This is a genomic window from Paenibacillus sp. SC116 (assembly GCF_024733555.1).
Taxonomy (GTDB): Bacteria; Bacillota; Bacilli; order Paenibacillales; family Paenibacillaceae; genus Paenibacillus_B.
Genome location: NZ_JANIOF010000002.1, coordinates 180,761 through 206,066, shown reverse-complemented (window position 1 = coordinate 206,066; position 25,306 = coordinate 180,761). Strand labels below are relative to the sequence as shown.

The window sequence follows — 25,306 nt, the reverse complement described above, 5'->3', positions numbered from 1 at the left end:
GATTTTGCTGTCAATAACTAGCTTTTATCACTGCTTATAAGGAGATTGCCCATTACCCTCGCCCGCCTGCCTGCATAAAATGGCTCAGAATCTAAACGAAGTGAGGGACGTACATGGCTAATTTCTACGCAGCTTACAAAGCTAAAATCAAACACGCCGCTCAATTGCTCCAAAAGAAAGGAATTGTCGGTGTAGGTGTCGGATATAAAAATCCTAAGCAACCAAAGCAAGGAGCCTGTGTCGTCATCTACGCAGAAACCGCTTCTGCTGTAAGTACAAGCTCTGTTCCAAAATCCGTATCCACAACGGTACAAGGTAAAGTCGTTCAAGTCCCTGTACGTACCATTGTGTCTGGGAAAATTAAAGTCTTTCGTGATGCCAAAGCCAAAGTCGCCCCTTATACCAATCGCATTCGCCCAGTTCCAGGAGGCTACAGTGTAGGGTATCCCTCGCTGCCCGGTTCTCCAGGTGTTTCTGGAACGGGTGGCTTGATTGCCATTAACTATCCTGCTCGAACCCAATATTACGTATGCAGCAACAACCACGTCCTCAACCGCAACAATTCAACGGATTATACCGAGACAATTCAACCTGGAGCCGCAGACGGTGGACAGGGAACTACTGATGAAATCGGGAGATTAGATAGATTTATACCTTTGCAGAAAACAGGGGACAACTTTCTCGATGCAGCCACATGTATCCCATTAGACAACAGTCTATTAGACCCCACATATGCGACAGTCGGCGTAGTGCCAGGCCATCTATTCACGTACCGTGTCGGTGAAGTATTCAAAAAAGTAGGGCGTACAACAGGTGCCGTTACAGGTACAGTAGAGTCCGTGCATACCGATTTCACTGTTAACTATGGCGATTACGCTGGGCTTGGTACCATTCAGTTCCGTGACCAATCTGTCATTTTAGGTACGACCCCTACCTCATTGCCCGGTGATTCTGGCTCTATCTGGCTGCGCAGCAGCGATAATTACGCAGCCGCTGTAAACTACGCAGGCTTCGAAGACGGACTGCGATCCATATCCTATCCATTCAGCTGGTTTTCTCAGTTATTCGATATACGGGTTGCTCAACCTAACCTAGGAGCAGGAGATATTAAGGGGGCCCGAAAGAAGAGCTATTCTTACACACGTCCATTAACGACGAAGCAGATCAAGGCTATGAAGTTAGCTCAAGGCCGAAAAGCAACCCAAATCATCCACCCTTAACTTTTTCAAGGCTTATATTTAAGCTGCACAAAAAATAAAGAACCCTGTTACAGGGTTCTTTATTCTGCTACCTTACCTATAGTTCAGTTCACTTTTAGCAAATACACGTCTTTCGCTTCTGTCCTACACGATTCATGGACTCCACTTTATCAATATAAGCCGTTGCTAGCGGAACTTTACACGCTGTGTTGCCTACATCTACATGCACTTTGCCGATATGGGCTGCTGCGGCCTTCGCCTCATCGTGAAGAGCTTCCACATAGGTGCCCACACTAATAACGAAGCCATTCATGGTATAACGTACACGATTGCGCTCCTGATGGATCGTACGCTCCACTTCACCTAACAAACTTCGTATTTCCTCGATATCCAAATCTTCATCTGGCGCGATTGATAAAAAGTTGGAGTACGTGCTCCACCCACAGGTAGCTGTCGTTTCCACATCGGATCGTATCCATTCACGGGCTAGCTCTAGCGCATAATTGCTCTCTGCCGCCACACTTGCCACCGTATATTCCGCAGGAGCATGCCATGTGGCCTGACTCACCCAACGCTGCAGCTGATCTTTTGTCATTAACTTGGGACGAACAGACAACCCCGCCAAATACATGGCATCATAGTTCCCTGTCTCGTATAGCGCCAGAGCCAGCTCTTGATCTTTCTTAACATACTTGACCAGCTTCTTCATATCACCGACTTTAACCCCGAACAACGGCTCCTCAGCTCCATGGCGCAAAAACGTCATCTTCGTTTGCTCTGTACCGAGCTCTTCCAGCTTACTCATAATCTCTTCTATGCTCAAAGGAATGATCCCACCTTTACACGTTTCAAATCCAGACTATCTATAGACATAACATACCATGAACCAACTTGTTCACCAACTAAAGGACATGTAAGGAGAAAGATAACCATTCAGTTTGAAAAAGATTTCCTATGATACAACAAAGGCCATCCCTCTTCAACACAAATGATGTGCTGCAAGAGAATGGCCCTGCCTAGTTGCTCTATTCTATTTGACTTGGTTTCAATACTTCCAGCTTGCCATAGCGCTCTGCCTCATCTGTCGAATCAGACTCTACATAATGTTTAAGCATAGAAAGCTTATTATCCCAGAATCGTTCATAATAGGATAACCAACGCTTCAATTCTTGCAACGGCTCAGACTCTAGACGGTAGCGTGTCTCCCGGCCTACCTTGCGATCTTTGACAAGCCCCGCTTCTGCCAATATACGCAAATGCTTAGACACTGCTGTTCGACTCATTGGAAAATGGCCGCTAATAACGGTAACGGGCATCTCCTGTTCGCTTAACAGACTTAGCAATTGGCGACGGGTAGGATCTGCAATCGCTTGAAACACATCGTACTTCGGTTGAGGAGCAGCCATCTTAACCCTCGATCGTCTTGCGCAGCTTTTCCATAATGCCTACCCAGCCTTGACTCATACGTTCACGCACTTCAGTATGGCTTTGACCGAACTCCGTAACTTTATCCACATCCCAGCCTCCATGAATAAGCGTAAACTCGGTCACGTCCCCTTGCTCTTCTAACAAGAACGTAAGCGTCCAATCTTTGCCCCACGTAAACGATAGCTTATTGGGTGGATCAATCTCTGTCACCTCACAAGGTGACTTGCCGAATGGCCCTGCCTCCAAGTGGAATTTGTGTCCAACAACAGGCTCGAAGTTACTCGGCATAAACCATACTGCGATCCCTTCTGCTGTGGAAACCGCATCCCACACTTTTTGAATTGGCGCATTCAATTGTACGGTTTTACGAACTTCTGCAAATGTAGATACGTCGTTATGATTCAATGTAATTCCTCCTCGATGTAGCAAGCTATATGTGCAATATATTGCTCGTTTGCATACTCAATATCCAACATGACGTTATTTAGGTAACTTAGATATATCACAATTACGAAACCATTTGGTTTCACTTTCAACGCTATTATAGGTCCCCATTTGGTTTCGCGTCAAGGCCTGACCCCTTCTCTTCGTCTTCCTTATCTCCACGTTCTATAACAAATACAAAGGAACTTATAAATTTCGGGACATTTTTGTAATGAAAAGGAAACGTTGAGGAAATAGTAATGCTTGTTGGAAATTAAGATTAAGGAAAGATGGTGGAGATGGTATGCAGCAGTGGCAGTGGAATGTAGGCTCCCACGAATATACAAAGAAATCCGGGTGGACGATTACGAAATGTGTCGCCACTCTAATGTTGGCTGTTGCGTTGATAGTCAGTATGCCGAATACGACTTCAGCACTCGGCAAAGGGTCAAAAGGACCCGATGTTTACGTCATTCAAGGCATGCTGAAAGTGTTGGGCAGCTACTATGGCAACATAAATGGCTATTTCGATGAAGCTACCGTACGAGCAGTCAAACATTTTCAAAAGAAGCATGGCTTGCCGGTAACTGGCTATGTAGATAACCGGACACTAGAAGCCATTCTATATGCTTATGATAGTGTGAAAATTCCAAGGCACCATCGCGGGCGAGGCCATAGCGGTGGTCAAGGCCACGGCGGCGGTCAAGGTCAAGGCGGCGGTCAAGGTCAAGGCGGCGGTCAAGGTCAAGGCGGCGGTCAAGGTCAAGGCGGCGGTCAAGGTCAGGGCGGCGGTCAAGGTCAAGGCGGTGGCCAAGGTCAAGGCGGCGGCCAAGGTCAAGGCGGCGGTCAAGGTCAAGGCGGCGGTCAAGGTCAAGGCGGCGGCCAAGGTCAAGGCGGTGGTCAAGGTCAAGGCGGCGGTCAAGGTCAAGGCGGCGGCCAAGGTCAAGGCGGTGGTCAAGGCCAAGGTCAAGGTCAAGGTCAAGGTCAAGGCGGTGGTCAAGGTCAAGGTCAAGGTCAAGGTCAAGGTCAAGGCCAAGAGCCATCTGAGAGTGAGAGCCCAACTCCTCCTCCTAGCAAAGACAACGGTACTGCTCCTGAAGGTAAAAAGGGAAAAGGCAGCTCCCCTTCTGTCGACTAATACATTTGTTAATGTAAAGTAAACATACGAAAACAGCACTCATCTAATCACTTACAGCATAAACGCAGCGTTTATCCTGATGATTGGAGGGTGCTGTTTTATTTAATTGATATCTATGAACAATCTCATGTGTTCAACATCTCTATAATAGTCGCCTTCTGTTGAGCATACTCCTTGTCCGATAAAACGGGCTGGAACCCGCTCTGTGAAAGCTCTGGCAGCAAATGATGCCATGACTTGCATCCCTTATAAGTCTCATCAACGGGAATCGATATCGGCTGCTCAAGTCGGTACGTACGGATAAATAAAATATGTAATGGCAGCTTTCGCTTCCATCGCAAGCGTACATCCGCAAAGGAGTCCGTCCATATATGATACGCCGATAGTGCTCTCAGCTTTTCCTCATCCATAAGTTCGATATCATCCGTCACTTCAGCGAAGTATTCAATTGTTACGGTCGATTGATTCGCAGACCACCCTTTTAAGGTAGCTTGCAGCAAGTGCTGATATTCTGGCTTCACTAACTCTGCCTTCTGGTGTTCATAGGTCGGATACAAATAGAATCTGTTATTTTCCAACTTAAATTCTCGTGTTTCCTCATACAGCCCACCCTTGCGAACCGTAATAATCTGCTCTCCTGTACCTAGCGCCTTTACTGCGACAGCCCATTCTTTTAATGATAATGTGGACGTTGGCTGCTCGATCCGATGGGACATAATGGCCCGCTCCTCTCCATACTCTCAGTCTCTTATACGATGGAACGTGAATCAATCCGATGTGCTATCAGTTTATCAGCCAAATGTTCCGTCCCGCAATCATTCCTAATTCAAATACCCATTATTCGCATTTGTATAGATGAATTAGAAATGCTTATTTTCTGATCATATACTAGATAGATGTTAAAATGTGGTTTTCAGTATATCGGAAGGCGAGGTTAGAACCATGATTGTTGAGTTAGGCAAAAGTGACTACCATCTTATACAGCCATTATTGAAGAAAGATACAGAGCTAGATAGCCTGCTTATCCAAGCCGTTATCAACGGTACGAACCGCGGACATATTTATGTAGATGACCCTGCTCAGCCGCGAACAGCGCTCGTATATGTGGTCGGCGTCATAGACTTTTTCATAGGAGATCCCCATAATGATGCATTTACAAGCCACCTGAATACATTCATCGATAACGTCTACAAACAGGTCAACCTGGATACATGCGGTGGAACTTGGATGATATCAGCTGTATTTGATGAAAAGTGGGAACATGTATTGGAACAAGCATATTCGCAGCGAAATTACGATACGGACAATGATCTTTATTTCCAGCTAAATGTAGACAAGTTCCGTGCTTTGAATGAGCATACTCCATCCCTATCTAATGAATACGCGTTAACTCCGCTCACGAAAGAAATCATTGAACAAGAGCAAAATGAAGAGCTCTTTGAAGACTTCCATGACTTTTGGAATTCTGTAGATGACTTCATCGCTCAAGGCTCTGGTATCGCCATCCTAAAGGACGGACAAGCTGTAAGCACTTGCTACACCTGCTTTGTAAACGGGTCTCAACATGAGATAAATGTCATTACAACCGAAGAGGAAGAGAATCAAGGATTCGCTACCATGGTCAGCAGAGCGTACATACAACACTGTCTGAATAACGGAATAATTCCTCGCTGGAGTACCAACGAAACAAACAAGTCGTCCTGCAAAGTTGCGGAGAAATGTGGATTCGAATATGTCTACAAGTTGAAAACATACGAGTTTGAATTTTGAAAATGATTGCCTTTAATCCCAATCGAAACGCCAAAATCCTTCCTAACGTACGGCTAGGAAGGATTTTATTTGTTTTATTTGCACACCTAATGACATCGAGCTATTGAAAAAGAATACCTATTTAGAAAAAGTCGTACCTACGCTTCCGCAACACCTAACGCAGCTCGCGCCATATTCATAACTTCTTTATCGCCGGATGTTAAAGCGAACAAACCGAGCAGTACGGGATAGGTCGTTAATTGTTCCACAATATGATCCTTCATTCTCGGCCATACACGCCCCCCCGCTTCCTCGTATCGAGTCAGAAACTCCGCTAAGCGTTCTTCACCAAATACAGCACAGTAGAGAACAAAGTCTGTCCCAGGATTGGTCACCTCTGCTTCTGTCCAATCGAGCAAACCTGTTACCCGCTGCTGCTCATCAATAATAATGTGCGGTGGATGCAGATCGCCATGAACAAGCACCGAATGTGTCGGCCAATACGAATCGTCTGCTATCCACTTTTGCCAGCGTTCCCATAGTTCCTCGGAAACACCTATCTCCTTCTTGACCTTCTCCATATTATGGGCTAGCGTCTCACGCGCTTCTGCAGGGCTTTTCACACGCAATCCAGCCTCTCTGGCAGCATCATGATCAATACTGTGCAGGGCAACTAGAGCTTGGGCCAACGAGTCGACAAACTGGGGCGGAGGGTTCTCATGATCCATATTAAACTCGTAGTTCCGAACCTCCACATTGATACCTGCCGCGGGAATCCCATTTAATAAAGGATACGCAATGAGTTCCGGAGTATATACTCGCCAATCAGGCACAGCAACAGGCAGCTGTTGCTGGAGCAGCTTCAATACGCGATGCTCATTGTCTGCTCGCTCGAGCACATCCGATCTTCTCGGCTTACGGAGCACCCATTTGACACCATCTGTATCTACAGCAAACGCCACGAGAAAATCCATTCCTGATTCATTAATCTCCACTTCTTCTGATTGCAAACGAATGCCATGCTTCTCAGCCAATGCCACCATTTCTTCAACTCTGTTATCTTGATTCTCGTTTTTTCCTTTATCGGACATCTTTTAGTTCCTCCCTTATTATGCGGTTCATATAAAATAACAAAAAAACACAGGCCAGCTGCTGCCTGTGTCATCTGTAATCGGTAGGAAGAATGATTCTCCTCAACATGGTATGCGGTGCATCATAAGAAACATGCAGAAAAACAAACTATCGGAGAATTACACGACCCCAATAGCTGCACGCTCATCTGTTTCTTACGATATCAACATTTTCATAAAGGTATACAAAAAAGAGGGCGCAAAAGGCCCTCTCGTTAGCTTATAGCTATCTGGGGTTACCTTTGAAAAATGGCAGACCTATCCCGATTACTCTGTACACATGACAGAGCCTTTGAGCAACATTTCATTAGCGCAAAGTTCTTAATCGGAAATAATTTGCCACACGTAACCCCTCCGTTCCATTAAAGTAAGTTCAGTTTATCATAAATAACAATTCCATTTCAATCCATAAGTTAGCATACAACATGTACGGCTAATCTCGTTAATCTCATTTATACTGTCCAATCGAAATGTTGATTCTATAGTGACCATAGACCAAAATCTCATCTAGCAGCTGTGACAACGTATGATGATCAGGCACCTGAACCTTCAAAATAAAGCAAGGATCTCCACTCACGCGGTGAGCTTCCTTAATGACGTCCCGCTGCTGAATAAACTCTTGAAAGCTCGTATGCCTGTAATCCTTCATCATCACAATGATAAACACACAGTAGGCACTGCCCATCAATTTTTCATTTACTCGAATCGTAAATCCTTCTATAACGCCCATTTCCTCTAAACGCTGAATTCGATTCGCCACGGCCACTCCTGACATGTGAACGACTTCCCCAATTTGCTTCCACTGCATTCTTGAATTTGTCTGCAAGCACCGGATGATCTCCATATCAATGTGATCCAACATGCGTACGCATCCTTTCACCAACAAAGTAATAAGAGCAAAATGCTTTCACCAATGCATGTAAAGACCACAGATGTGTGCGCTAGAATGAGCAATAGAGGATCCTCACCCTTTAATAATGAACGATATAAGGAGGTTTTTCCATTGTTAAAAAAGGTGTTCGGCATGTTGATACTTACGCTAGCTATAACGGTGCTTGCAGGCTTTAGTCATGAAACCGCGGGCTTATGTGGTCAGGCCAACAAGGGAACTCTTACAGCTTTACACGGAACACAAACTGCATCTGTCACCAGTGCTTCAGCAATGAAATCCACTCCTGTAGAAGATGATGACAACGACGGAAATGATGAAGATAAAACTAAGAAAAAGCCATATTGGCTGGATGCTTCCGTGGAAGATGATGATGATCAGTATACTTTGCGCATTCGTACCAACTTAAAACTTTCGATCAAAAACTATAATGGTCCACCTGTAGAAGGAGAAGGGCATATTCACTTCTACTTGAACGGCAATTTAATCGGACCCATCGTAGATAAGAAACCATTTCTACTGTCCAATCTTGTGGAAGGGAAAAATACAATCAAGCTCGTGTTGGCTCAAAATAACCATTGGGAAACCTATGGCGTTGTGGAAGAACTGACTTTAGAAAAGGAATCTGATTAATCTAACTTTCAAGAAAACAGGACAAAGGGGCTGTCTCCGTCATCGACCATGACTTAGAAACAGCCCCTTCCCTTCACTATTAACTTGTTCTATTGCGTGCACGAATTCTGATTACCACTGCTTCCTATATAGCGCTTGCTATGTTAGGCCTCAATCCTATCAACTATAGCTCCCTAGCAGCTTGAACGAGTTGTTCTTTCGTTATGTCAGGAGAATCACTCATTATTTTGTACACGAATGTTTTATTCCCATGCACTTCCATCCACATCACTTCTTGATAAGTAAGACTTGCACTAAACAGACTGCTATCGTCTCTTGTATAGTGAGCTTGGTTCCCTTTAACATCTAACTTTTCATAAACAGAGGAAGACGGAATAATGCCTTCGATGCGAATCTTCTCAGAAGTAGCCTCAACTGCAACATATACCGACTCATGCTTTGAGTAACGATATATGGAAGTAAAAATATTTATTGGCCCCTCAGATGTCAGGGTTTCTTTGCGCCAGACAACCTTTTTACCCGTATCTTCGCTTTCTTGTTTAAGTTCATCCATCATTTCTGTAAATGAATCAAAGAAAAATGAACCAAACGGCGTTCCATTCATCCATCCTTCAAATGAAAAATCGCCAAGGACATTGCTAGGAAAGGAATCTGCTATCAGCGTATGAGCTTCCAATCCTCCAAATCTCCGTTCACTGCTGGATCAGAAACAGGAAATAGTGGTTTACCTCGTAATACCTCTTCCCCTTCCAAATCCGCAAAGTACAGAATAGCACTCTCGCCTGTCTGTAATTGCTGTTTTACTTCAGCAAGTGAACGGCTAATAGATGTAAGCTGCTCTTTGTTTAAAGTTAATTTATCAGATGCAGCACTCATCTTAACCGAAATGTTCCCTTTGCTTTCTTGAAACAGAAAGCTCACCCCTGCATAAGTAAACCCTAGTAAAACAGCAGCTAGTACGGAAACGACAGCTAGTTTGGACAAGTTCCATTTTCTTACCATAGGATCTCCCCCCCTCTTTTGCACATTATGACTTCGATACAGCGCCATCATACGGGAATCTATAGAGGAAGGACATGAAACGGTTTGTTTATATTGGCCAAACTCTCTTTTCAACTTCTCTTCAATAGACATATTCATTTGCCCCCTTCCCCGATTCCCCATCTTGAAACTGATGACGCAATCGTTTCAAGGCACGTTGGTGTCTCGATTTTACGCTACCTATCGGAATCTGAAGCAGCTGTGCAATCTCTTCTAACGCATGATCCCGTGTCATCTCATACACGATCTGAAATGCTTCTTCATCGCCCTGACTCATCCGGATAAGCCAAGGCTGTATATCTACATCCTTCATAGGGCCAGCCTCCATTCAGGTCTTACATACGATATTGGCTCTATGAACGCAGAAGGTTCCCATTGTTTTATTATTTTTTGTCATTGATGATAATGGGAGAACAATTAGGAAGTACAAAAAACTGAAATTCCTATAGCCACACTAAAATAACCGAACCTGGAACAAGCACATACAATAGTTTAGTTGCAAAGCCATTCTTGGGGTAAGGGATTGCTGATACCATGAATATAGCAGTCAGAAGGAAAAATAAGCAGAGGATTATGAGTTTAATGTCCAAATTCAACTTACTTATATGCAACAAGGCAAATGTAATCAAGAACCAGCTGGCGCATACCGTCGTAGGTATACCTTTAAAATAAACGTTCTGATCGACTTGCTGCATGCCTGATATATTGAAATACGCAAGACGCCATATACCTGCCATCAAAAAAAGCAATAAAAAGGGCAGCATCCATAAAGTTGTAAAACCATAGAATAACCCTACATATAACGGTGGGTACAAACAAAAGTTAATGACATCCGCCAAACTATCCAATTGCTGGCCGAATGTTGACGATTGTTCAAAACGACGCGCCACAACTCCATCTAGACGATCGAGCAAGATCGTAATGGCGTAACTTGTAAATGCCCCAGTCAACTTATCGTTGAACAAGAGTACAATGCTAATAAATCCGGTCATAACAGATAGTGTTGTTAGTAGATTAGGAACATTCCAAAATTGCATAGCAGGGAAATACGTGCGTATTTTCATAAAGTTCTCCTTCCGTGAAACTAATGATTGGTATGTAAATGGAAAGCGACTATAATAAATCCATGATACGCCACAATTCTTCTGATGGAGTTGATAGAATGACTAAGCAACCCCCTCAACGAGATCAGCAACCTTGGATGGTCCTGCATTTATCAGGAGAAAAAGGAGATATCGCTGCCACTGGAGGCAAGGCAGCACGCTTAATCGAACTGCATCAACGTCATTATCCTGTGCCTCATGGATTCGTAGTTACAGTAGCTGCCTTTCAACGATATTGCGAATATAATCAAATAGACGCTAATTACGATGGAGATGACAGAAGGCTGCAAGTAGATAAGATCTTAAACGGCAGCTATCCTCCTGAACTCAAGCATGAGATCAAACAAGCCCTTTTATTTTATTCCTTCACCACCTATGCGATTCGCTCCTCCTCCATCATAGAAGATGGAACGACCAATTCCTTGGCAGGACAATATCATACCTATTTAAATGTAACAGTCAATGAGGTATTTACACGCATTAAAGCCTGTTGGACGAGTATGTACAGCACCGCAGCAGCAGCTTATAACGAACGGAGTCTAACGGTTAATGCCTTTCAGATGGGTGTCATTGTTCAAGAACAGAAAAATCCCCAGTACGCAGGAGTACTTTTCACCATGAACCCCGTGAGTAAAGATACCGACCATCTCATTATTGAATGGGTAGAAGGCTTGGGGGATAAGCTCGTATCCGGTGAAGTAACGCCAAGTCGAATCGTTGTATCCCGCCTGACTCGACAAGTGACTTTTCACGTTGGCTCTGCTCTACCGCCCGATTTCATCCTTCGGCTCGTTCAACTCTCACTCGATATCGAGCAAGACTATCAATTCCCAATCGACTTGGAATGGTGTATCGAACAAGATGAAGTCATTATACTGCAAGTTCGCCCGATTACAGCCTTGCAAGGGAAACAGAACATAATTTGGACAAACGTCAATATGGTGGAGAACTTCCCTACTGTAGTAACTCCTTTCACATGGTCAATCGTTGATTCATTCTATCAGCATTACACTAGGCAGATGATGAAGTTGTTCGGTTGGAAGGTCGAAGAATTGGAGTCACTCCGAACCGTCGTTGATTGCACAACAGGCATTCATGCAGGGCGAATCTATTACAACCTGAGCAATTGGTATGAAAGTGCTTATTTGCTGCCTATTGGCCCAATGCTGAAAACACTTCTTGATAATTTTATTGGCCAGCAAGTCCCTTTTCCGTTCACACCAAGAACCGACATACCCTCCAAGTTCAACAAACAAAATAAAATCAGGCGCTACCTTTCCTTTTCCTACCGTTTCACGAAGTTGTGGATGTCAGCCTCATCCCGAGTGGAACAATATGAGACTGCCTTCTACGAAAGAAGGTCCAAGTGGCGCGCTGACGGATATCAACAGATGTCGCTTCATCAATTACTCCAAGTACTAGATGATGTAATGAATGGACTGGTAAAACACTACTATGATCGGCCTGCAATCGTCGACTTACTGGCGGCAGTGTTCCCTGGAGGATTGAAACTTCTCGTCAAGCGCTGGCTAAAGCATACCGCGATCAATACGGATTTAGCTGTTGTCCATCTTATGCAAACAGAAGATATACGCAGCTTGGAGCCTTCACACCTTATCGAAGAACAAGCTATTCTCATTCGTTCACATGCTTCATGGCAGCGTCTATTGGAAGAGAACAAATGGGAAGAGCTTGAACTACAACTTCATGGCGAGGCACGGAAGAAGTTCGAACTATTTATGGAGCAGTTCGGGGGAAGATGCTATCACGATTGCACGATCGTCTCTCCTACTTTTGAGGAGAGACATGATTTGTATTGGGAATTAGTAAGGAAATATCAAACAGCTTCTCAGCAGCGCGCTTCCTCATCATCGAATCAATCGCTAACACAGGAAACTTACTCTTCTGTTATGGATTGGACAGCACATATCCAGCAATCCTTAACACGTTCGCAGCGATTCGCCTTCCGCTTCCTGCTGCATCATACCCATCAATCGATTCGCTTACGAGAAAGAAGCCGTATTATCCGCAGTTTGTTGTTCGGCGAAATTCGCCAGATCGCACAACAGCTGGGGCAACGTCTCGTTGAGAAAAAACATTTGACACAAGCTGATCAAATCTTCTACTTGCAATGGAACGAGATTCAAGATCTCGCTTATGGAAAATATCAGTTCCCTGAGACAATCCCAAAGCTAATTGCCTTACGTCAAGATGCACATCGAAATAACGAGGATACAGAGCCTCCAAGCCTTTTTGTACGTGAGCAAGGTATTTACTATCAAGACCAGCCTATACGGAGCACCTATCAGGATGAACAGTATACACGACTTGTAGGTATTGCCGTATCAGGAGGAACCGTTACTGGACGAGCACGAATCATCTTCGATCCCGTAAATGATTCAGGCTTGGAGCCCGGTGATATTCTCGTTACGAGGAGTACCGATCCAGGTTGGACACCCTTATTCAAAATCGCAGCCGGCTTAGTTGTCGAGAAGGGCGGCATGTTATCCCACTGTGCAATTGTGGCACGGGAATTCGGCATTCCTGCTATTGCCGCTGTAGAGCGAGCAACTTCACGCATTGCCGATGGAGATATTCTTATCCTCCATGGTGATACTGGTGAAATTGAGCGGGTTGAGCTAGCTGATAGTGAACGTGAAATAATATGATGCATCTATGGCGCTTTATCCAAGAGCGGTACCCACTATTCATAACGATCCCTCTCTGCATCATCATCACGGTAAGCCTAATACCGACTACCGATACTGGTAAGTACCACAACCACTTGTTACTAACTTTGCTTGCGGTACTTACGACATGGCTCGGACTATTATTGCTGCGCGCAGCGGACGATTTACATTCCATCCAGGCTGATCGAGATAAGAGTCCTCAGCGCGGCTTAGTGACAGGCTATATTCAATCCGCCGCACTACGTCGCAACTGTATATTTATACTAGTGCTCCTCCTCTTTCTGCATGCCCAGAACTGGATTGGAGTTGTGATAATATGTTTGCTCGTGGGTTACTATTGGTTGTGGTTCAAGTTAAGTTCACGCTCCCCAATCATGCTTCGTCCTTTTGGTTCCAATCTCATTTTTGCGATCATACCTTTTTATATAGGGGCTGTACATGAGGTGCCATGGCAGATTGAGTCTTTATACTTTGCAGGCTTCCTTTACTTTGCTGTCATTGCCCATGAATATGCCCATAATGTACAGCCTTCTAACGGTAATGAGCATGAGAGAGGAAGGACATCCCCACCACTTAACTATACACAGTTCATGGGTGCAAAAGGTACAGCTCTTCTAGCCGGTTTGCTATTTGCGAGTTCATTCATATGCGGAGCTATAATGGCGATTATTTTGAATGAGATGTCTTTCTTAATTGCGCTTATCACTCATATGCTTGTGAACACCTATTTAATTGGCATGCTAATCTATCACCCCACCTCGAGGCTTGCCCGAAAGTTCTACGTACTCGGCTTCACCTTCTTTATCATCCCTTTAGCTGTCCGTATCATAGTAAAGGCGCTAAATAAAGTGAACATCCATTGGTAAATAAGCCATAACAGTAGGGTTCTTTTCTTAAAGAGAAACAGCCATTATAAGCAGAAAGGTTCGAATGCCTATGCTATTATCATTGCAAATACTGTTATTTATGATGCCAGTCATTTTGGGTGGCGTCACGAATATGATCTTTGTTAAATTGCCTTTTGTTCGTGAGCATCGACGTCCAATGGATGGTGGGAGATATTGGAGAGATGGAAAGCGGATTTTCGGCGACAATAAGACATGGCATGGATTTATGGGCATGATCCTATTTACGGCATGCTGGTTCGTAGCGATGGGATGGCTCGTTGACAAATGGGCTTGGTTGAAATCCAACTCCCTCCTGCCATGGGATACATATATAATGCCTTATACAGAATGGATGTATGGCATGCTATGGGGATTCAGTTACGTTCTGTTCGAACTGCCAAATAGCTTTATTAAGCGCCGCTTGGATATTCCACCAGGTCAAAATCGAAAAGGTTGGCTCGGTATTTGCTTCACGTTCATTGACCAGGCTGACTCGGTTATCGGTTGCATGTTAGCCACATATTTCTTCTATCAGCCTACAGCGCTTGAAGCAGCGTTATTCCTCCTAATCGGGACTACTGCTCATTACATTATCAACATACTCCTCTATTTCATCGGATTGAAACAACAAGCGGGATAGTTTGCTATATAGGCAGCTTGTCCCGCTTGTCACTTTGTTTATATTCTTAATTAGACAGTTGCAGCTCGATAAGACTTGGATTGTCCTTTATCTTATCTACAATATATTGAGACAGGCTTTGATAAATCGTCTCCATATACGAAAAATGCAGCAGATTATGAGCCAACAAGTAGAGGTTATAGCGAACCGCCACTAGTTCCAACGCATTCAGTAATGTAATCTGTTCAAAATTTTTCCTGTCCAGTGACACCCCGCTCTCCTGCTCCAAATAAACGCGATATTGTTCGATATAGGCATCCCATTGTTGGGTCGATGCATTCGCTGCAACTGTGTACGACAAGAACTCCACACAGTCATGCTGAGGATTCTGGTAACGTACAAGTTCCCAATCATACACAACCAAATGCTTAGCACCAGCGCTAGGACGTAATCCTAAATTACGCGGATTAAAGTCATTGTGTGTAATCGTCTGGTGGTATTGCTTCATCTGTTCATTATGAAAAGGAAGTTGGAGAATAAATTGACGCAGCAAATGATAGAAATGTGAAGAGATCATTGTAGGAAAGCGTGCATAATTGTAGTCCGTCAAAGCAAGCAGCAGCTCAGTTGCATCCTCATAGCTAGATTCCTCTAGCCGATCAAACTGAAGAGCAGCAGGCAGCTTATCTGCTTTATTTAAAAATAGCGCATGCATCTTTGCTGCATCCGCAAGCACATAATCAATATGTTCTTCATCCCAGACAGCAAGCGATTCAATCGTCCCGAGATGACTGCAAGGTGATAAGTCTTCCATAAGGATAGCGTAGACTTCCTTGTCTTCATCACAAGTTACACCATACACATGTGGACAATACCGTAATAATGTCATCGGCGCATGTTGATAAAATGCTATTTCCCTAACGTGGGATCCCTCAAATCCGAAAATATGCATTTGTGACTCAAATAAACCAGATAATCGGTCATCTCCCGACAACTTTGCGATTCCGATACCTAAATCCATAACTTCTCGATCATTGGATTTCACTTTCAGGACAACAGGAAGGGAAGTAGTAGATGCATGCCTTAGGTTATCTTCTTTCGAGGTATGAGTTTGCAAATGCAGCAGATAACGATGAAGGCCTTGAAACGAACTGTTATTTGCCTTAAGCATGTTGGTAATGACGCTTGATTCCGTGTTTAACGGTGTAAGTTCAAAAGACGCTACTTTACCGTATGCCTCTCCAAGAAGTGCTTGAAAAAATCGAGGCTTAATATCATTTCGACGGATACCTACCCCCTCTGCCTTTCTTCCTAAACGCTCATGCGCCTTGACAAATTCGTTGGAGATGATGGCGGACGAAGTGGATAGATCCAACGCAAGGCAGGCAGATGCAATAATTTCAGCGAGCTTGTACACTTTACCACGTCCGTAACAGCCCATCATCTCTAGGCATTCACGCTGAGTGGGTAAGCCTGTCCCTCCTCCCACTGTACCAATAACTAATGAAGGAAGTTGCACATGGAATGAAATACCTCCTCCTTCTGGGCGCGCCTTGAAAATACCACAGCTTGCTTCATGAATGGAGGCCATATCTTGTCCTGTAGCACTAAATACACCCGCAATTACGTTTGCGAAGTTAACATTATGCCCGATCATTCCTGTTTGCAAGGCACCAACTTCTGCTGCATACCAGCATTTCATATACTGATCGACGGAAATTCTCATCGTCTGCTTAAGTATAGCTTCTGGTATATGAATCGAGGCATTTACCTGAATTCCTCTTCCTCCGATAAAACTTCGGTATGCTACCTTCTTGTCCCCCGCCTGATTGCCTTCAATCATATAGCGGACATATTTTAGATCTGCAAGATACTTTACCTTCGACGCAATCCATTCGCAAGCGACGTAGGTACAGGAAGTAGTCATATTTTGTCCAGCGGCATCTCCTGTTTCGTAACCGAACTGCACATGTACGAAATCTGCGAATGGATGGGCATGTAGACTGATTAGCTTGGAAACAGAGGTTACTCGTTCTGCCTCAGCCTTAATCGACGCTTTATGTTTATCTATCCATTGAGCAAGTTGAATCGCACCAGACATATCCTCGCAGAAAAATACAGGAGCTCGAACCATCGTCTGCTTAAGGACATGGACCTCAATCCCTCCGGCAGCGTTACAAGCCTTAGCCCCTCTGGATATGGAGCTAATAAGTGCTCCTTCAGTCGTCGCAATCGGGATCGGTATATGCCCATTTGCGTAGGTCCCCCGAATTCGCAATGGACCTGCTATTCCTAAAGGAACCTGAATGGAACCTATATAATTTTCAATATTACCTGCAAGAGTAGATGGCTGTTCGTGAAAGAGGGATCGGGTTACATGCGTGAGCGTATTACCTGTAAATTGTTCAAGCCATTTTTGGCGCGCTGCTGTTGCATCCTTAGTGTAGTGTTTGCGCCCAATAAAGGAAGGAAATGGAGTGAATTCCGACGATGAAAAACGACGTAGAGGTGAGTTACCTAAGATGACTGCGTATATATGCTGATGTAGGAAGTCGATAGACTCAGCACCCTGTAACTTTACAGTTATGGTTAGGGATCGCTCATCTACATGAAGCGATACGTCAGTGACTGTGAGCTTATAGACCGCCTTATCCATTTCATATTCATACAGACCAATGCGAGACAATTCATCACCCGGTTGTATGTACAAGTCATGTTGATAGGTTATTAATCGAAAGCCATCGTTCCAGTAATGAGACATATGCCCTTCATAATACTGTCTTTTATACTCAAAATATAACCGCGGCATTCGCTGGTCATGAAAGCAGCCCACTTGCTGCCTATCATCAAAATGATTCATCAAACTCCCCCCTTTTTGGTGCCTGTACTCATTGACATTAACATTCAATGCGAATCAAAAAGAACGATCGCGAGATTCCATTCACAGGATTAAAAAGCGGCTGAGCTTTATGCAAAAGTCTCAGCCGCTTTGTTCAATGTCCGCTAAAAAGGATTCATGACATGGAAGAATACATTCGGCGATGCCATCCGATAATAGAAGCTGCACCAGCCGGCACCTTTATTGTTAAAACGATTCGTTGTGCTGTATACAAGGCGTTCTTGTTCTAGCTCTTCAATCTGTCCAATGCGCCCTTCTACATAATCAATCAGACGCATGGAAGCTGTATCTAGACGACTGATAACGCCTCCGTAGCGAATATCGATAACTTCCCAACCGAACGGCTTGAACATACGCAACCATTGACTGCGGTGCGCAGCGCGCAAATCCTTCACACCTGCCGCGATTGCTGGCAGCACCTCCACCGCAATACGCTGCAGCGTTTCTTTATCACCCGCATCATACGCACGCTTCAGCTCGATGCCGATTTCACTTTTCAGCTTCAACACGCCGCACAGCTTCTCTGGCACATCGAAGATGTAATCCAACTCCGCTTCAGGCACGCGGCTGCTGCGAATGTCTTGCTCCACTTTCGCATAATGAGCCGACATTTCCAATCCTTCAATCTGCTTGTCGAACAAACCGAGCAGCACATCCTGATACAATAAGAACTTACATGGATTGCTCTGCTTCTCATTGTTAGGCTCCGCACCAGGCGTCTCGTCCAAGTCCTTCATCAGCATATAAGCGTCCAGCTCGATACCTGTACAGAACTTTACGCGTTCAGCCAGCTTCTTCTGATCTAGCTCGCCATCTGCATAGGCATGCTCCGCATAGAACTGCAAACCAAGCAAAGCGATATATGGATTGCTTTCCATACCATCATCGCCCCATAGCGTTGCGTATACTTCGCCAACACCTGCTCGTTTGCAAGCCTTCAGTGCACTGTCCGTAGCGTTTAACGACAAACCATAATTAACGCCAAACGTATTGAATACCCATACTCCGCCAGCAAATACAAGATTACAGTTCAATGGGCGATGCTTCGCAATAAGCTTATCGTAATGCTCTTCTTCCATATGGTTATAATCCCAGTACACCATATCGACGTCTTCCGGAATGCGCTTAGCCATTTCTTCAGAAAATTGACTCTCTGTATCGAAATGCTCTGTACCGTCAGCAGAAGTGAATTTCAAGAACATATCGCTCCACATCATCGGCTTTAAGCTCCGACGACGTACGATTTCCAACACCTTATCCAGGTGAGACATCATAATTTCAAAACGCTCTACATATCCGTTCTTGTCTAAATATTTACCTCGACCAAGCTCTTCTGCCTCATCCATACCAATGTGAATTTTACGACTGCGGAATGGAGCACTAACAGCTTCAATCATGTCCTCCATCAGCTGATTCGTCTTCTCTGTGCCAACTAACAAAGCACCCTTCGTATCTTTATAATCCTTTACTGGCTCCCACTTGAGGAACTCCTCTAGATGAGCAAGTGTCTGGATGCTTGGGAAAGCCTCAATACCGAATTGATCCGCGTAATCATCGATCTCGCGAAGCTCAGCCTCTGAATATCGACCACGCATATATCCAAAGTAAGGCTCATCTTTGATCTCATACGTATCTTCCATATAGAGCATGACCGAATTCATGCCCATGAGTGCCATTTTGCGCAATAAATACTTAAAGCTATCCAGCGTCAATACCGCATTGCGAGATAGATCGAACATCGGTCCAACGGTTTCAATAGACTGCTTCTCTTCAATATGAAAGGATTGCCCGTTGCTGCCGTGCTGCACGAGAAGCCCGAGCCCTCTATAAAATTGATGTTTATGCTCATAGCGAATATAGGCTTGTCCTTGCTCTAAGCCTACTTCCAACTTGCCCGTTGAACGCTCCACGCGGACATGTACACCATCTTCTGCCTCATTAAACAAATTTTCCTGTGACAACGCGCGAATCCCCGCTAGTAATTCCGTTAAATCTCCCTCAAATCGCAATTTCATCGGTACATCCTCCTAACCAAGTATTCATAGTATGATTTCTTATTTCTATTTGGCACTCCCACCCTTAAAGGAGCAAGCTGACTAAAGCCAGTGGGATTCTTAGCTAGTTTCCGTCCTCAATCCATTTCTGCTTTGGACAACTACTAAGATTAGGGTGTGCCATCGCCCCTCCGAAGACGGTGCATATAGCATCTTAGGCTGATTGACTGTTACCGCCAACCACAGGTGCATATCGAATATTCATTGCACCCACTAAATCACGATGTTTCTCGAATCCACACGGGCACACATATCTTCTATCTTTCACTTTGTTCCTTACGGAACATTGCGGACATGTTTGAGAGGTATAGGCAGGGTTCACGTACTCTACTTTGACTCCAGCTACGTTCGCCTTGTATTCAATGAAAGTAGACAAGCGGTGGAAAGACCATGTATGTAGACTCTTTTCGTTTTTACGACTTGTTCTTGTCGTCTGTCGAATGTTTGTTAACTGTTCCAAACGAATGACAGAAATCTTATTTTCAATTGCAAAGTTCACGATTTGACGACTCACCTTATGATCCTTATCCTTCATCCACCGTTGCTCTTTATCATCTAGTCTACGAATCGCATTTACTTTCTTTTGTTTGCCTAATTTTTTGCGAACACTACGAAACTTTCTCTTCCTATACTTGTTTTCTCGTCCATTTCCAAAGAAGCGAACCTTACCATCATCCGTGATAGCCACAGCTGGAACTTTCAATCCTAGATCAACACCTAAAATCTTCGTGCCTTTTTTTTCAGTCGTTGGAATCGTCACAGATATTTGGGCAACCCACTTACCAGACTTTTCGGTGATGCGTAGTGTACCAAGTTTATGCTTAAGCAAAGAGAAGTTGCGTCCACTCTTATCTACCAGCAATGCACGTATTTTCATGCGTGTAGACTTCCCCTCGACCATGAGTGGAATGGAGATGTGAGTGAAATCAAACGAATAATTCTGATTATTCCATACACAAACGGGCTTCTTTAAAATAGGAATAATCGTATATTTACTTTTTTTCACTTTTGTAGTGAATACACTTTTTGCATCTTTAATTGCTTGATTTTTTACTGCACTGGGAATATTGGCATCAATATCCTTTGTACTTTTTTTCGTAATTTGCTTCGCTTCAACCATTTCATATACAAGTGTATTCATGACTTTGATATACTCAAGGCTGCTTTGTTTTAATAATTGTGCTTGTTCTCGTATTGGAAGCAATTTGACCTTAACTGTTATTGTTTGCGACATACGGTTCCCTCCTTGTCCTTTGCTGTTCGACGTACCGTTTGATTGTTTCACTTGATACATCACCAGCCGTACTTACAAAATAGGATCGCGTCCACAAACTGCAACAAAGAAACACTTTTCGGATACTTGAAGCTCCACAAACCTTCGGTTTTATTGGCACTCCGTATCCCTTTCTCCCTCACTTTCATCCCACATCTAAAAAAAGTAGGCTTTCTCGTTCGTAAAAGGCCGTAATGATAAGTGCATTGGAAAAATATAGTTTGATCTCATTGTAGTACAAACGAATAACTTTGAGGAGGTAGTCTCAGCAACGATTCGTTACAGTATTAATCGTAAATTCACGAAACAATAGTATCTTAAAGAGCTTCATATAGAGAATTATGATGCTTGATTTAGAAGGGACGTTTATCAAAAGATGAATCGAAAAAAATACATGGAATAAAGTTCTTTGACATGAAACTATATCCTTTTATGTGCGTATGTAAATATGTACCTTATTTAATAACGCTATTTAAGATATCGTTAGCTCACAAATCTTTACTTACTATGTAAGACTCACGCAGCAAGGACTGCAAGGGGAACCTTGATATACGAAATGGATCGTGCAAGACATACATAGTTTTGGCCGCTAGTATTCATTGAACAACGTTAGCGCTAAATCATACTTATCCTCTCGTATTCGGATATTCATCAAGGCTGTGAGAATGATTCTACCCCATTGGAATAACTATCATTTATTTTAGAGGAGATGTTCACATGTTTGGATCAAACGGATTTGGATTTGGCAACAAAAGCGCTCGCGTAGGCGATCAAATCGATGCTGAAGTAAAAGGCCTTAAAAACATGGTAAACAGCGTAAACATGGTAGCTCAACAATTCGATTTCGTTGAATCTCAGCTTCAACAGTTCGCTCAAATTATCGGTAATTCTGATCCAATGGCAGCTATGCAGTTCCAAAACCTTCAAGCACAAATAAACAACATTCAAGGTCAAATCGTAGCTAGCCTCGGTCAAATCAACCAAGGTCTTACGAACATCGATGCACTTACAGATAAAATTCAAAACTAATTAACTTCATTATTGTATAAGTAAAGGGCGTCCCCGAGGTATTCCGTTACCTTGAAGGGGACGCCCTTCTCTCTGCTAGAACAACCCTAATGAGTCAGTTACGGTGACTGGAGTTCTAGACTTATCTCAAACAAAGAGCGCATCCACAGCATTGGACACGCTCTTTGGTATACCTTGATCGAGACTTACTTACGAAATGCACCGTCTACTCAAGGCTATTAATTCGCTTCAGCCTTCTTCATCTGCTTGCTGCGCAGCTGGCCGCATGCCGCATCGATATCACTGCCGTGCTCTACACGCACACTCGCATTAATCTGATGCTTCTTCAATACATCATAGAAATCCGATACCGAGTCGCGTGTCGTACGTTGGTATTGGCTGTGCTCGTCGACCGGATTATATGGAATCAAGTTCACTTTTAAGAACTGACGCTTATCCTGAATCAGCTGAGCCAACTCCAGCGCATGCTCTTTGCGGTCGTTCACATCTCTTAACAGAATATATTCCAACGTTACTTTCTGGTTCGTCTTCGCAAAGTAATAGTCCAACGCTTCCATCAACTGCTCAATCGGAATCGCACGGTTAATCTTCATAATTTGCGTACGCAGCTCATTGTTAGGCGCGTGCAAAGACAAGGCCAGGTTTACTCGCAAGTCCGCATCCGCGAATTCCTTAATCTTCTTAGCCAGTCCGCTCGTCGATACGGTAATCCGTCGTGATCCAATCGCCAAACCTTTACGATCCGTAACGACCTTCAGGAAATCAAGTAAGTTCTCATAATTATCGAACGGCTCACCGATTCCCATGACAACGATGTGGCTGACAAGCTCACCATTGCCGACTGCATCAAGATGATGCTGAACTTTCATAATTTGCTCCGCAATTTCACCGCTTGATAGATCACGGCTCTTCGCAATTAATCCACTCGCACAGAAGCTGCACCCGATATTACAGCCAACTTGCGTCGTTACACAAACGGATAGACCGAATTTGTGTCGCATCAATACGGTCTCAATAAGATTGCCGTCTTGCAGCTTAAACAGGAATTTAATCGTACCGTCCGAAGATTCCTGTTTCACATGCTCCGTTAACGTTTGAATGACAAAATGCTCAGATAGCAGTTGTAAACAATCTTTGTTCACATCGTCCATTTGAGCGAAATCCGTAACCCGCTTGCGATACAGCCAATCCCACACTTTTGCTGCGCGAGATTTCTTATGTCCATATTCGGAAAGCCATGCTGTCAATTGATCTAGTGTTAATCCATAAATGGATTGCTTATTCATTCGTTGTCCTCTTTTCAAAACACTGAATTTCTAAGTTCTATTTTACGCAGCCTCTTGAACGTTCCAGCAAGCCGCGCCTATGTTCACAATCTGTTTCTTATTGTCCCAAATTTTATAGGTGAAAACAAGTGAATTTGATGAAGTGACTCCACTCACGATGTAACACAACATGAATTGGAATCGAAGGAGGAATTTGTTTGTGACTGTCGAATAATATCGTTTATTATCACCCTATCTTGCCCATGTTTGAACGATTTTCCTCCAACTACTCGCATCCATGAACTACTCACATATATTCACTTTTTCCTTTATCAAGTCAGTAAGTTATCCATTCTAGTTACCCACCAAAAAATGAATAGGCAAAAGGAGTGTTTCGATTGAATCGTAAACGTTGGTTTATTTCCGTAACCCTAGCATGCGTATTGTCTACTGCTTCGCTGTTCTCTACAGCTTTTGCAAGTAATGACCATGATCAGCATTCATCCCCAACATCAGGGGAACACAACCACAAACATAATGAAACCAAGGCACAACATAAAAGCAGCTTTCAGCTCGCAGCCACTTACGCTATGCCGAGTAAAGCAGCAGAAATCATCTCCTCCACCCCAGACGGCAACACACTTCTCGTAACCGAAGCAAACTTAGGCTCTATCAGTGTCGTATCTATTAAAGATCTGAAGAACATCCAAACGGTTAAGCAAATCAGTTTAAAGTCCATCTCCGCTGAAGCAGAAGTAACAAGTGTAGTTGTTACGCCAAATGGAAAATATGCACTAGCAGCAGTACGTACAGGAGACAACGTGAACAACGCCAATAAAGGCGTCATCGCTGTTGTCGATATCGCAGCTGGCACGATTGCCAAAACATACGAAGTCGGAATCGGCCCTGACGCCATCGCCCTCTCCAAGGATGGCCGTACGGCAGTTGTCGCTATTGAAGATGAAGAACTCGATCCTGTTCTCGATGAAATTGATTTCAGTAAAGTGAAACGCCCTGGATCTGTAGCCATTTTGTCCTTCCCGAAGGCAGATGTGCTGAACGGAACGGTAACCGATGTTGCGATTGATTTGACCAATGTAGGCCCTAATGTCACTTATCCAAATGATCCGCAGCCTGAATACGCGGCTATCAGTCCTGACGGTAAGACCGCAGCTGTAACCTTGCAAGAGAACAATGCCATTGCTCTCATTGACCTGAAAGACAAGAAAGTAAGCAAAGTATTTGGCCTTGGCACAACGAAGCACAAAGCAGACTTGAAAACGGATGGCGTCGTTTCCATTACCGAGGACCTCACTGCTCGTCCTGAGCCAGACGGAATCGTATGGAGCGCTGACGGCAAATACTTGTACACTGCGAATGAAGGCGACCTTGGCTCCAATGAGTTCAAGGATGGTGTATACTCCGGCGGACGCAATATTATGGCATGGGATCGCAACGGTAATGTCGTTTATGACAGCATGGATTTGATCGATCGTGCCAATGCCGAAGCTGGTGTATACCCAGACGACCGCAGTACGAAGCGCGGCAGTGAGGTGGAGAACTTAACAATCGGCAAATTCAACGGCAAGCAGATCCTTGCTGTCTGTTCCGAGCGCGGCAACACAATCTTGTTCTTTAATGTAACGAATCCGCTGAAGCCAAAATACATGGGCTTGGTTCCATCCGGCGGCAAAGCTCCAGAAGGCATCCATAAATTGAATAAACGCGATCTGTTCGTGAGTGCCGATGAAAAGACAGGTACGCTGAGCTTTTATGAGTATATAGACTAATTGCATTTGTGGAAAGCAGTTTAAAAAAGGCGAGGAAGCCAACCCCGTAGGGAAACTTCTTCGCCTT

At 44.0% G+C, this 25,306-nt stretch carries 23 protein-coding genes and 1 pseudogene; 9 read left to right on the top strand and 15 right to left on the bottom strand.

The features are described 5' to 3' along the window. Nucleotides 1-113 precede the first annotated feature (113 nt). Complete coding sequence (locus NQ117_RS12715; protein ID WP_258278404.1) at nucleotides 114-1,220, top strand: S1 family peptidase; 1,107 nt, start codon at nucleotides 114-116, stop codon at nucleotides 1,218-1,220. Nucleotides 1,221-1,314: 94 nt separating this feature from the next. Here NQ117_RS12715 and NQ117_RS12710 read toward each other — a convergent pair whose 3' ends face one another. The 3 genes from NQ117_RS12710 to NQ117_RS12700 all read right to left on the bottom strand — a co-directional run bounded on the left by NQ117_RS12710 (nucleotide 1,315) and on the right by NQ117_RS12700 (nucleotide 3,032). Beyond that, nucleotides 1,315-2,022 carry a DNA alkylation repair protein gene (locus NQ117_RS12710; RefSeq protein ID WP_258278403.1) on the bottom strand — a complete coding sequence of 236 codons (708 nt, stop codon included), beginning with the start codon at nucleotides 2,020-2,022 and terminating at the stop codon, nucleotides 1,315-1,317. Between the two features lie 202 nt (nucleotides 2,023-2,224). Then, nucleotides 2,225-2,605 carry an ArsR/SmtB family transcription factor gene (locus NQ117_RS12705; protein WP_258278402.1) on the bottom strand — a complete coding sequence of 127 codons (381 nt, stop codon included), beginning with the start codon at nucleotides 2,603-2,605 and terminating at the stop codon, nucleotides 2,225-2,227. Between the two features lies 1 nt (nucleotide 2,606). Next, a complete protein-coding gene (locus NQ117_RS12700) occupies nucleotides 2,607-3,032 on the bottom strand; it encodes an SRPBCC family protein (protein WP_258278401.1) in 426 nt (141 codons plus the stop codon). Between the two features lie 322 nt (nucleotides 3,033-3,354). Here NQ117_RS12700 and NQ117_RS12695 point away from each other — a divergent pair, with 322 nt between their 5' ends. After that, nucleotides 3,355-4,188 carry a peptidoglycan-binding domain-containing protein gene (locus NQ117_RS12695; RefSeq protein WP_258278400.1) on the top strand — a complete coding sequence of 278 codons (834 nt, stop codon included), beginning with the start codon at nucleotides 3,355-3,357 and terminating at the stop codon, nucleotides 4,186-4,188. Between the two features lie 125 nt (nucleotides 4,189-4,313). Here NQ117_RS12695 and NQ117_RS12690 read toward each other — a convergent pair whose 3' ends face one another. Further along, complete coding sequence (locus NQ117_RS12690; protein WP_258278399.1) at nucleotides 4,314-4,904, bottom strand: DUF1802 family protein; 591 nt, start codon at nucleotides 4,902-4,904, stop codon at nucleotides 4,314-4,316. Between the two features lie 226 nt (nucleotides 4,905-5,130). Here NQ117_RS12690 and NQ117_RS12685 point away from each other — a divergent pair, with 226 nt between their 5' ends. Then, nucleotides 5,131-5,958 (top strand): GNAT family N-acetyltransferase, encoded by an 828-nt coding sequence (locus NQ117_RS12685; RefSeq protein ID WP_258278398.1) that lies wholly within the window; start codon nucleotides 5,131-5,133, stop codon nucleotides 5,956-5,958. Between the two features lie 137 nt (nucleotides 5,959-6,095). On the opposite strand, the gene NQ117_RS12680 is transcribed toward NQ117_RS12685, so the two are convergent. After that, a complete protein-coding gene (locus NQ117_RS12680) occupies nucleotides 6,096-7,028 on the bottom strand; it encodes a macrolide 2'-phosphotransferase (RefSeq protein WP_258278397.1) in 933 nt (310 codons plus the stop codon). A gap of 487 nt (nucleotides 7,029-7,515) precedes the next feature. Then, nucleotides 7,516-7,929, bottom strand: a complete 414-nt coding sequence (locus NQ117_RS12675; RefSeq protein WP_192024416.1) for an Lrp/AsnC family transcriptional regulator — start codon at nucleotides 7,927-7,929, stop codon at nucleotides 7,516-7,518. Between the two features lie 141 nt (nucleotides 7,930-8,070). Between NQ117_RS12675 and NQ117_RS12670 the strand changes: the two genes are divergently transcribed. Beyond that, complete coding sequence (locus NQ117_RS12670; protein WP_258278396.1) at nucleotides 8,071-8,589, top strand: hypothetical protein; 519 nt, start codon at nucleotides 8,071-8,073, stop codon at nucleotides 8,587-8,589. A 163-nt stretch (nucleotides 8,590-8,752) separates the two neighbouring features. Here NQ117_RS12670 and NQ117_RS12665 read toward each other — a convergent pair whose 3' ends face one another. The 4 genes from NQ117_RS12665 to NQ117_RS12650 form a co-directional block, all read right to left on the bottom strand. After that, on the bottom strand, nucleotides 8,753-9,265 hold the full coding sequence (locus NQ117_RS12665) for a hypothetical protein (protein WP_258278395.1): 513 nt from the start codon (nucleotides 9,263-9,265) through the stop codon (nucleotides 8,753-8,755). Then, nucleotides 9,247-9,723 (bottom strand): hypothetical protein, encoded by a 477-nt coding sequence (locus tag NQ117_RS12660; protein ID WP_258278394.1) that lies wholly within the window; start codon nucleotides 9,721-9,723, stop codon nucleotides 9,247-9,249. Before NQ117_RS12660 ends, NQ117_RS12665 begins: the two co-directional genes overlap by 19 nt. Further along, on the bottom strand, nucleotides 9,713-9,943 hold the full coding sequence (locus NQ117_RS12655) for a sigma factor-like helix-turn-helix DNA-binding protein (protein WP_375163066.1): 231 nt from the start codon (nucleotides 9,941-9,943) through the stop codon (nucleotides 9,713-9,715). The genes NQ117_RS12660 and NQ117_RS12655 overlap by 11 nt, the downstream gene beginning before the upstream one ends. 130 nt (nucleotides 9,944-10,073) lie before the next feature. Further along, complete coding sequence (locus tag NQ117_RS12650; RefSeq protein WP_258278393.1) at nucleotides 10,074-10,694, bottom strand: CDP-alcohol phosphatidyltransferase family protein; 621 nt, start codon at nucleotides 10,692-10,694, stop codon at nucleotides 10,074-10,076. Between the two features lie 98 nt (nucleotides 10,695-10,792). Here NQ117_RS12650 and NQ117_RS12645 point away from each other — a divergent pair, with 98 nt between their 5' ends. The 3 genes from NQ117_RS12645 to NQ117_RS12635 all read left to right on the top strand — a co-directional run bounded on the left by NQ117_RS12645 (nucleotide 10,793) and on the right by NQ117_RS12635 (nucleotide 14,950). Continuing rightward, nucleotides 10,793-13,402 (top strand): PEP/pyruvate-binding domain-containing protein, encoded by a 2,610-nt coding sequence (locus NQ117_RS12645; RefSeq protein ID WP_258278392.1) that lies wholly within the window; start codon nucleotides 10,793-10,795, stop codon nucleotides 13,400-13,402. Beyond that, nucleotides 13,399-14,289, top strand: a complete 891-nt coding sequence (locus NQ117_RS12640) for a hypothetical protein (protein ID WP_258278391.1) — start codon at nucleotides 13,399-13,401, stop codon at nucleotides 14,287-14,289. The genes NQ117_RS12645 and NQ117_RS12640 overlap by 4 nt, the downstream gene beginning before the upstream one ends. Before the next feature lie 64 nt (nucleotides 14,290-14,353). After that, on the top strand, nucleotides 14,354-14,950 hold the full coding sequence (locus NQ117_RS12635) for a CDP-archaeol synthase (RefSeq protein ID WP_258278390.1): 597 nt from the start codon (nucleotides 14,354-14,356) through the stop codon (nucleotides 14,948-14,950). A 46-nt stretch (nucleotides 14,951-14,996) separates the two neighbouring features. Here the strand turns inward: NQ117_RS12635 and NQ117_RS12630 are convergent, their stop codons facing one another. From NQ117_RS12630 to NQ117_RS12615, 4 genes and pseudogenes are all read right to left on the bottom strand, one after another. Further along, nucleotides 14,997-17,789, bottom strand: a complete 2,793-nt coding sequence (locus NQ117_RS12630) for a phosphotransferase (RefSeq protein ID WP_258278389.1) — start codon at nucleotides 17,787-17,789, stop codon at nucleotides 14,997-14,999. A gap of 143 nt (nucleotides 17,790-17,932) precedes the next feature. Further along, a complete protein-coding gene (locus NQ117_RS12625; protein ID WP_258278388.1) occupies nucleotides 17,933-19,843 on the bottom strand; it encodes a beta-N-acetylhexosaminidase in 1,911 nt (636 codons plus the stop codon). Between the two features lie 193 nt (nucleotides 19,844-20,036). Then, on the bottom strand, nucleotides 20,037-21,116 hold the full coding sequence (locus tag NQ117_RS12620; RefSeq protein ID WP_258278387.1) for an RNA-guided endonuclease InsQ/TnpB family protein: 1,080 nt from the start codon (nucleotides 21,114-21,116) through the stop codon (nucleotides 20,037-20,039). After that, nucleotides 21,094-21,216: pseudogene (locus NQ117_RS12615) on the bottom strand (transposase); the annotation flags it as partial. The pseudogene NQ117_RS12615 and the gene NQ117_RS12620, both read right to left, overlap by 23 nt. Before the next feature lie 656 nt (nucleotides 21,217-21,872). Between NQ117_RS12615 and NQ117_RS12610 the strand changes: the two are divergent. Continuing rightward, on the top strand, nucleotides 21,873-22,184 hold the full coding sequence (locus NQ117_RS12610) for a hypothetical protein (protein ID WP_028594663.1): 312 nt from the start codon (nucleotides 21,873-21,875) through the stop codon (nucleotides 22,182-22,184). A gap of 218 nt (nucleotides 22,185-22,402) precedes the next feature. Here NQ117_RS12610 and rlmN read toward each other — a convergent pair whose 3' ends face one another. Next, complete coding sequence (rlmN, locus tag NQ117_RS12605) at nucleotides 22,403-23,470, bottom strand: dual-specificity RNA methyltransferase RlmN (protein WP_258278386.1); 1,068 nt, start codon at nucleotides 23,468-23,470, stop codon at nucleotides 22,403-22,405. 377 nt (nucleotides 23,471-23,847) lie between these two features. Between rlmN and NQ117_RS12600 the strand changes: the two genes are divergently transcribed. After that, the gene (locus tag NQ117_RS12600) at nucleotides 23,848-25,239 is read left to right on the top strand and encodes a choice-of-anchor I domain-containing protein (RefSeq protein WP_258278385.1); all 1,392 of its coding nucleotides are present in this window, start codon (nucleotides 23,848-23,850) and stop codon (nucleotides 25,237-25,239) included. The last annotated feature ends 67 nt before the right edge of the window (nucleotides 25,240-25,306 follow it).

What these genes read in the sequence shown, in the direction of transcription:
- NQ117_RS12695 (WP_258278400.1), top strand. Translation starts at nt 3,355, where the DNA reads ATGCAGCAGTGGCAGTGGAATGTAGGCTCCCACGAATATACAAAGAAA.
- NQ117_RS12645 (WP_258278392.1), top strand. Translation starts at nt 10,793, where the DNA reads ATGACTAAGCAACCCCCTCAACGAGATCAGCAACCTTGGATGGTCCTG.
- NQ117_RS12660 (WP_258278394.1), bottom strand. Translation starts at nt 9,723, where the DNA reads ATGTCTATTGAAGAGAAGTTGAAAAGAGAGTTTGGCCAATATAAACAA.
- NQ117_RS12685 (WP_258278398.1), top strand. Translation starts at nt 5,131, where the DNA reads ATGATTGTTGAGTTAGGCAAAAGTGACTACCATCTTATACAGCCATTA.
- NQ117_RS12680 (WP_258278397.1), bottom strand. Translation starts at nt 7,028, where the DNA reads ATGTCCGATAAAGGAAAAAACGAGAATCAAGATAACAGAGTTGAAGAA.
- rlmN (WP_258278386.1), bottom strand. Translation starts at nt 23,470, where the DNA reads ATGAATAAGCAATCCATTTATGGATTAACACTAGATCAATTGACAGCA.
- NQ117_RS12715 (WP_258278404.1), top strand. Translation starts at nt 114, where the DNA reads ATGGCTAATTTCTACGCAGCTTACAAAGCTAAAATCAAACACGCCGCT.
- NQ117_RS12610 (WP_028594663.1), top strand. Translation starts at nt 21,873, where the DNA reads ATGTTTGGATCAAACGGATTTGGATTTGGCAACAAAAGCGCTCGCGTA.
- NQ117_RS12705 (WP_258278402.1), bottom strand. Translation starts at nt 2,605, where the DNA reads ATGGCTGCTCCTCAACCGAAGTACGATGTGTTTCAAGCGATTGCAGAT.
- NQ117_RS12675 (WP_192024416.1), bottom strand. Translation starts at nt 7,929, where the DNA reads ATGTTGGATCACATTGATATGGAGATCATCCGGTGCTTGCAGACAAAT.
- NQ117_RS12630 (WP_258278389.1), bottom strand. Translation starts at nt 17,789, where the DNA reads ATGAATCATTTTGATGATAGGCAGCAAGTGGGCTGCTTTCATGACCAG.
- NQ117_RS12690 (WP_258278399.1), bottom strand. Translation starts at nt 4,904, where the DNA reads ATGTCCCATCGGATCGAGCAGCCAACGTCCACATTATCATTAAAAGAA.
- NQ117_RS12640 (WP_258278391.1), top strand. Translation starts at nt 13,399, where the DNA reads ATGATGCATCTATGGCGCTTTATCCAAGAGCGGTACCCACTATTCATA.
- NQ117_RS12620 (WP_258278387.1), bottom strand. Translation starts at nt 21,116, where the DNA reads ATGTCGCAAACAATAACAGTTAAGGTCAAATTGCTTCCAATACGAGAA.
- NQ117_RS12650 (WP_258278393.1), bottom strand. Translation starts at nt 10,694, where the DNA reads ATGAAAATACGCACGTATTTCCCTGCTATGCAATTTTGGAATGTTCCT.
- NQ117_RS12635 (WP_258278390.1), top strand. Translation starts at nt 14,354, where the DNA reads ATGCCTATGCTATTATCATTGCAAATACTGTTATTTATGATGCCAGTC.
- NQ117_RS12625 (WP_258278388.1), bottom strand. Translation starts at nt 19,843, where the DNA reads ATGAAATTGCGATTTGAGGGAGATTTAACGGAATTACTAGCGGGGATT.
- NQ117_RS12655 (WP_375163066.1), bottom strand. Translation starts at nt 9,943, where the DNA reads ATGAAGGATGTAGATATACAGCCTTGGCTTATCCGGATGAGTCAGGGC.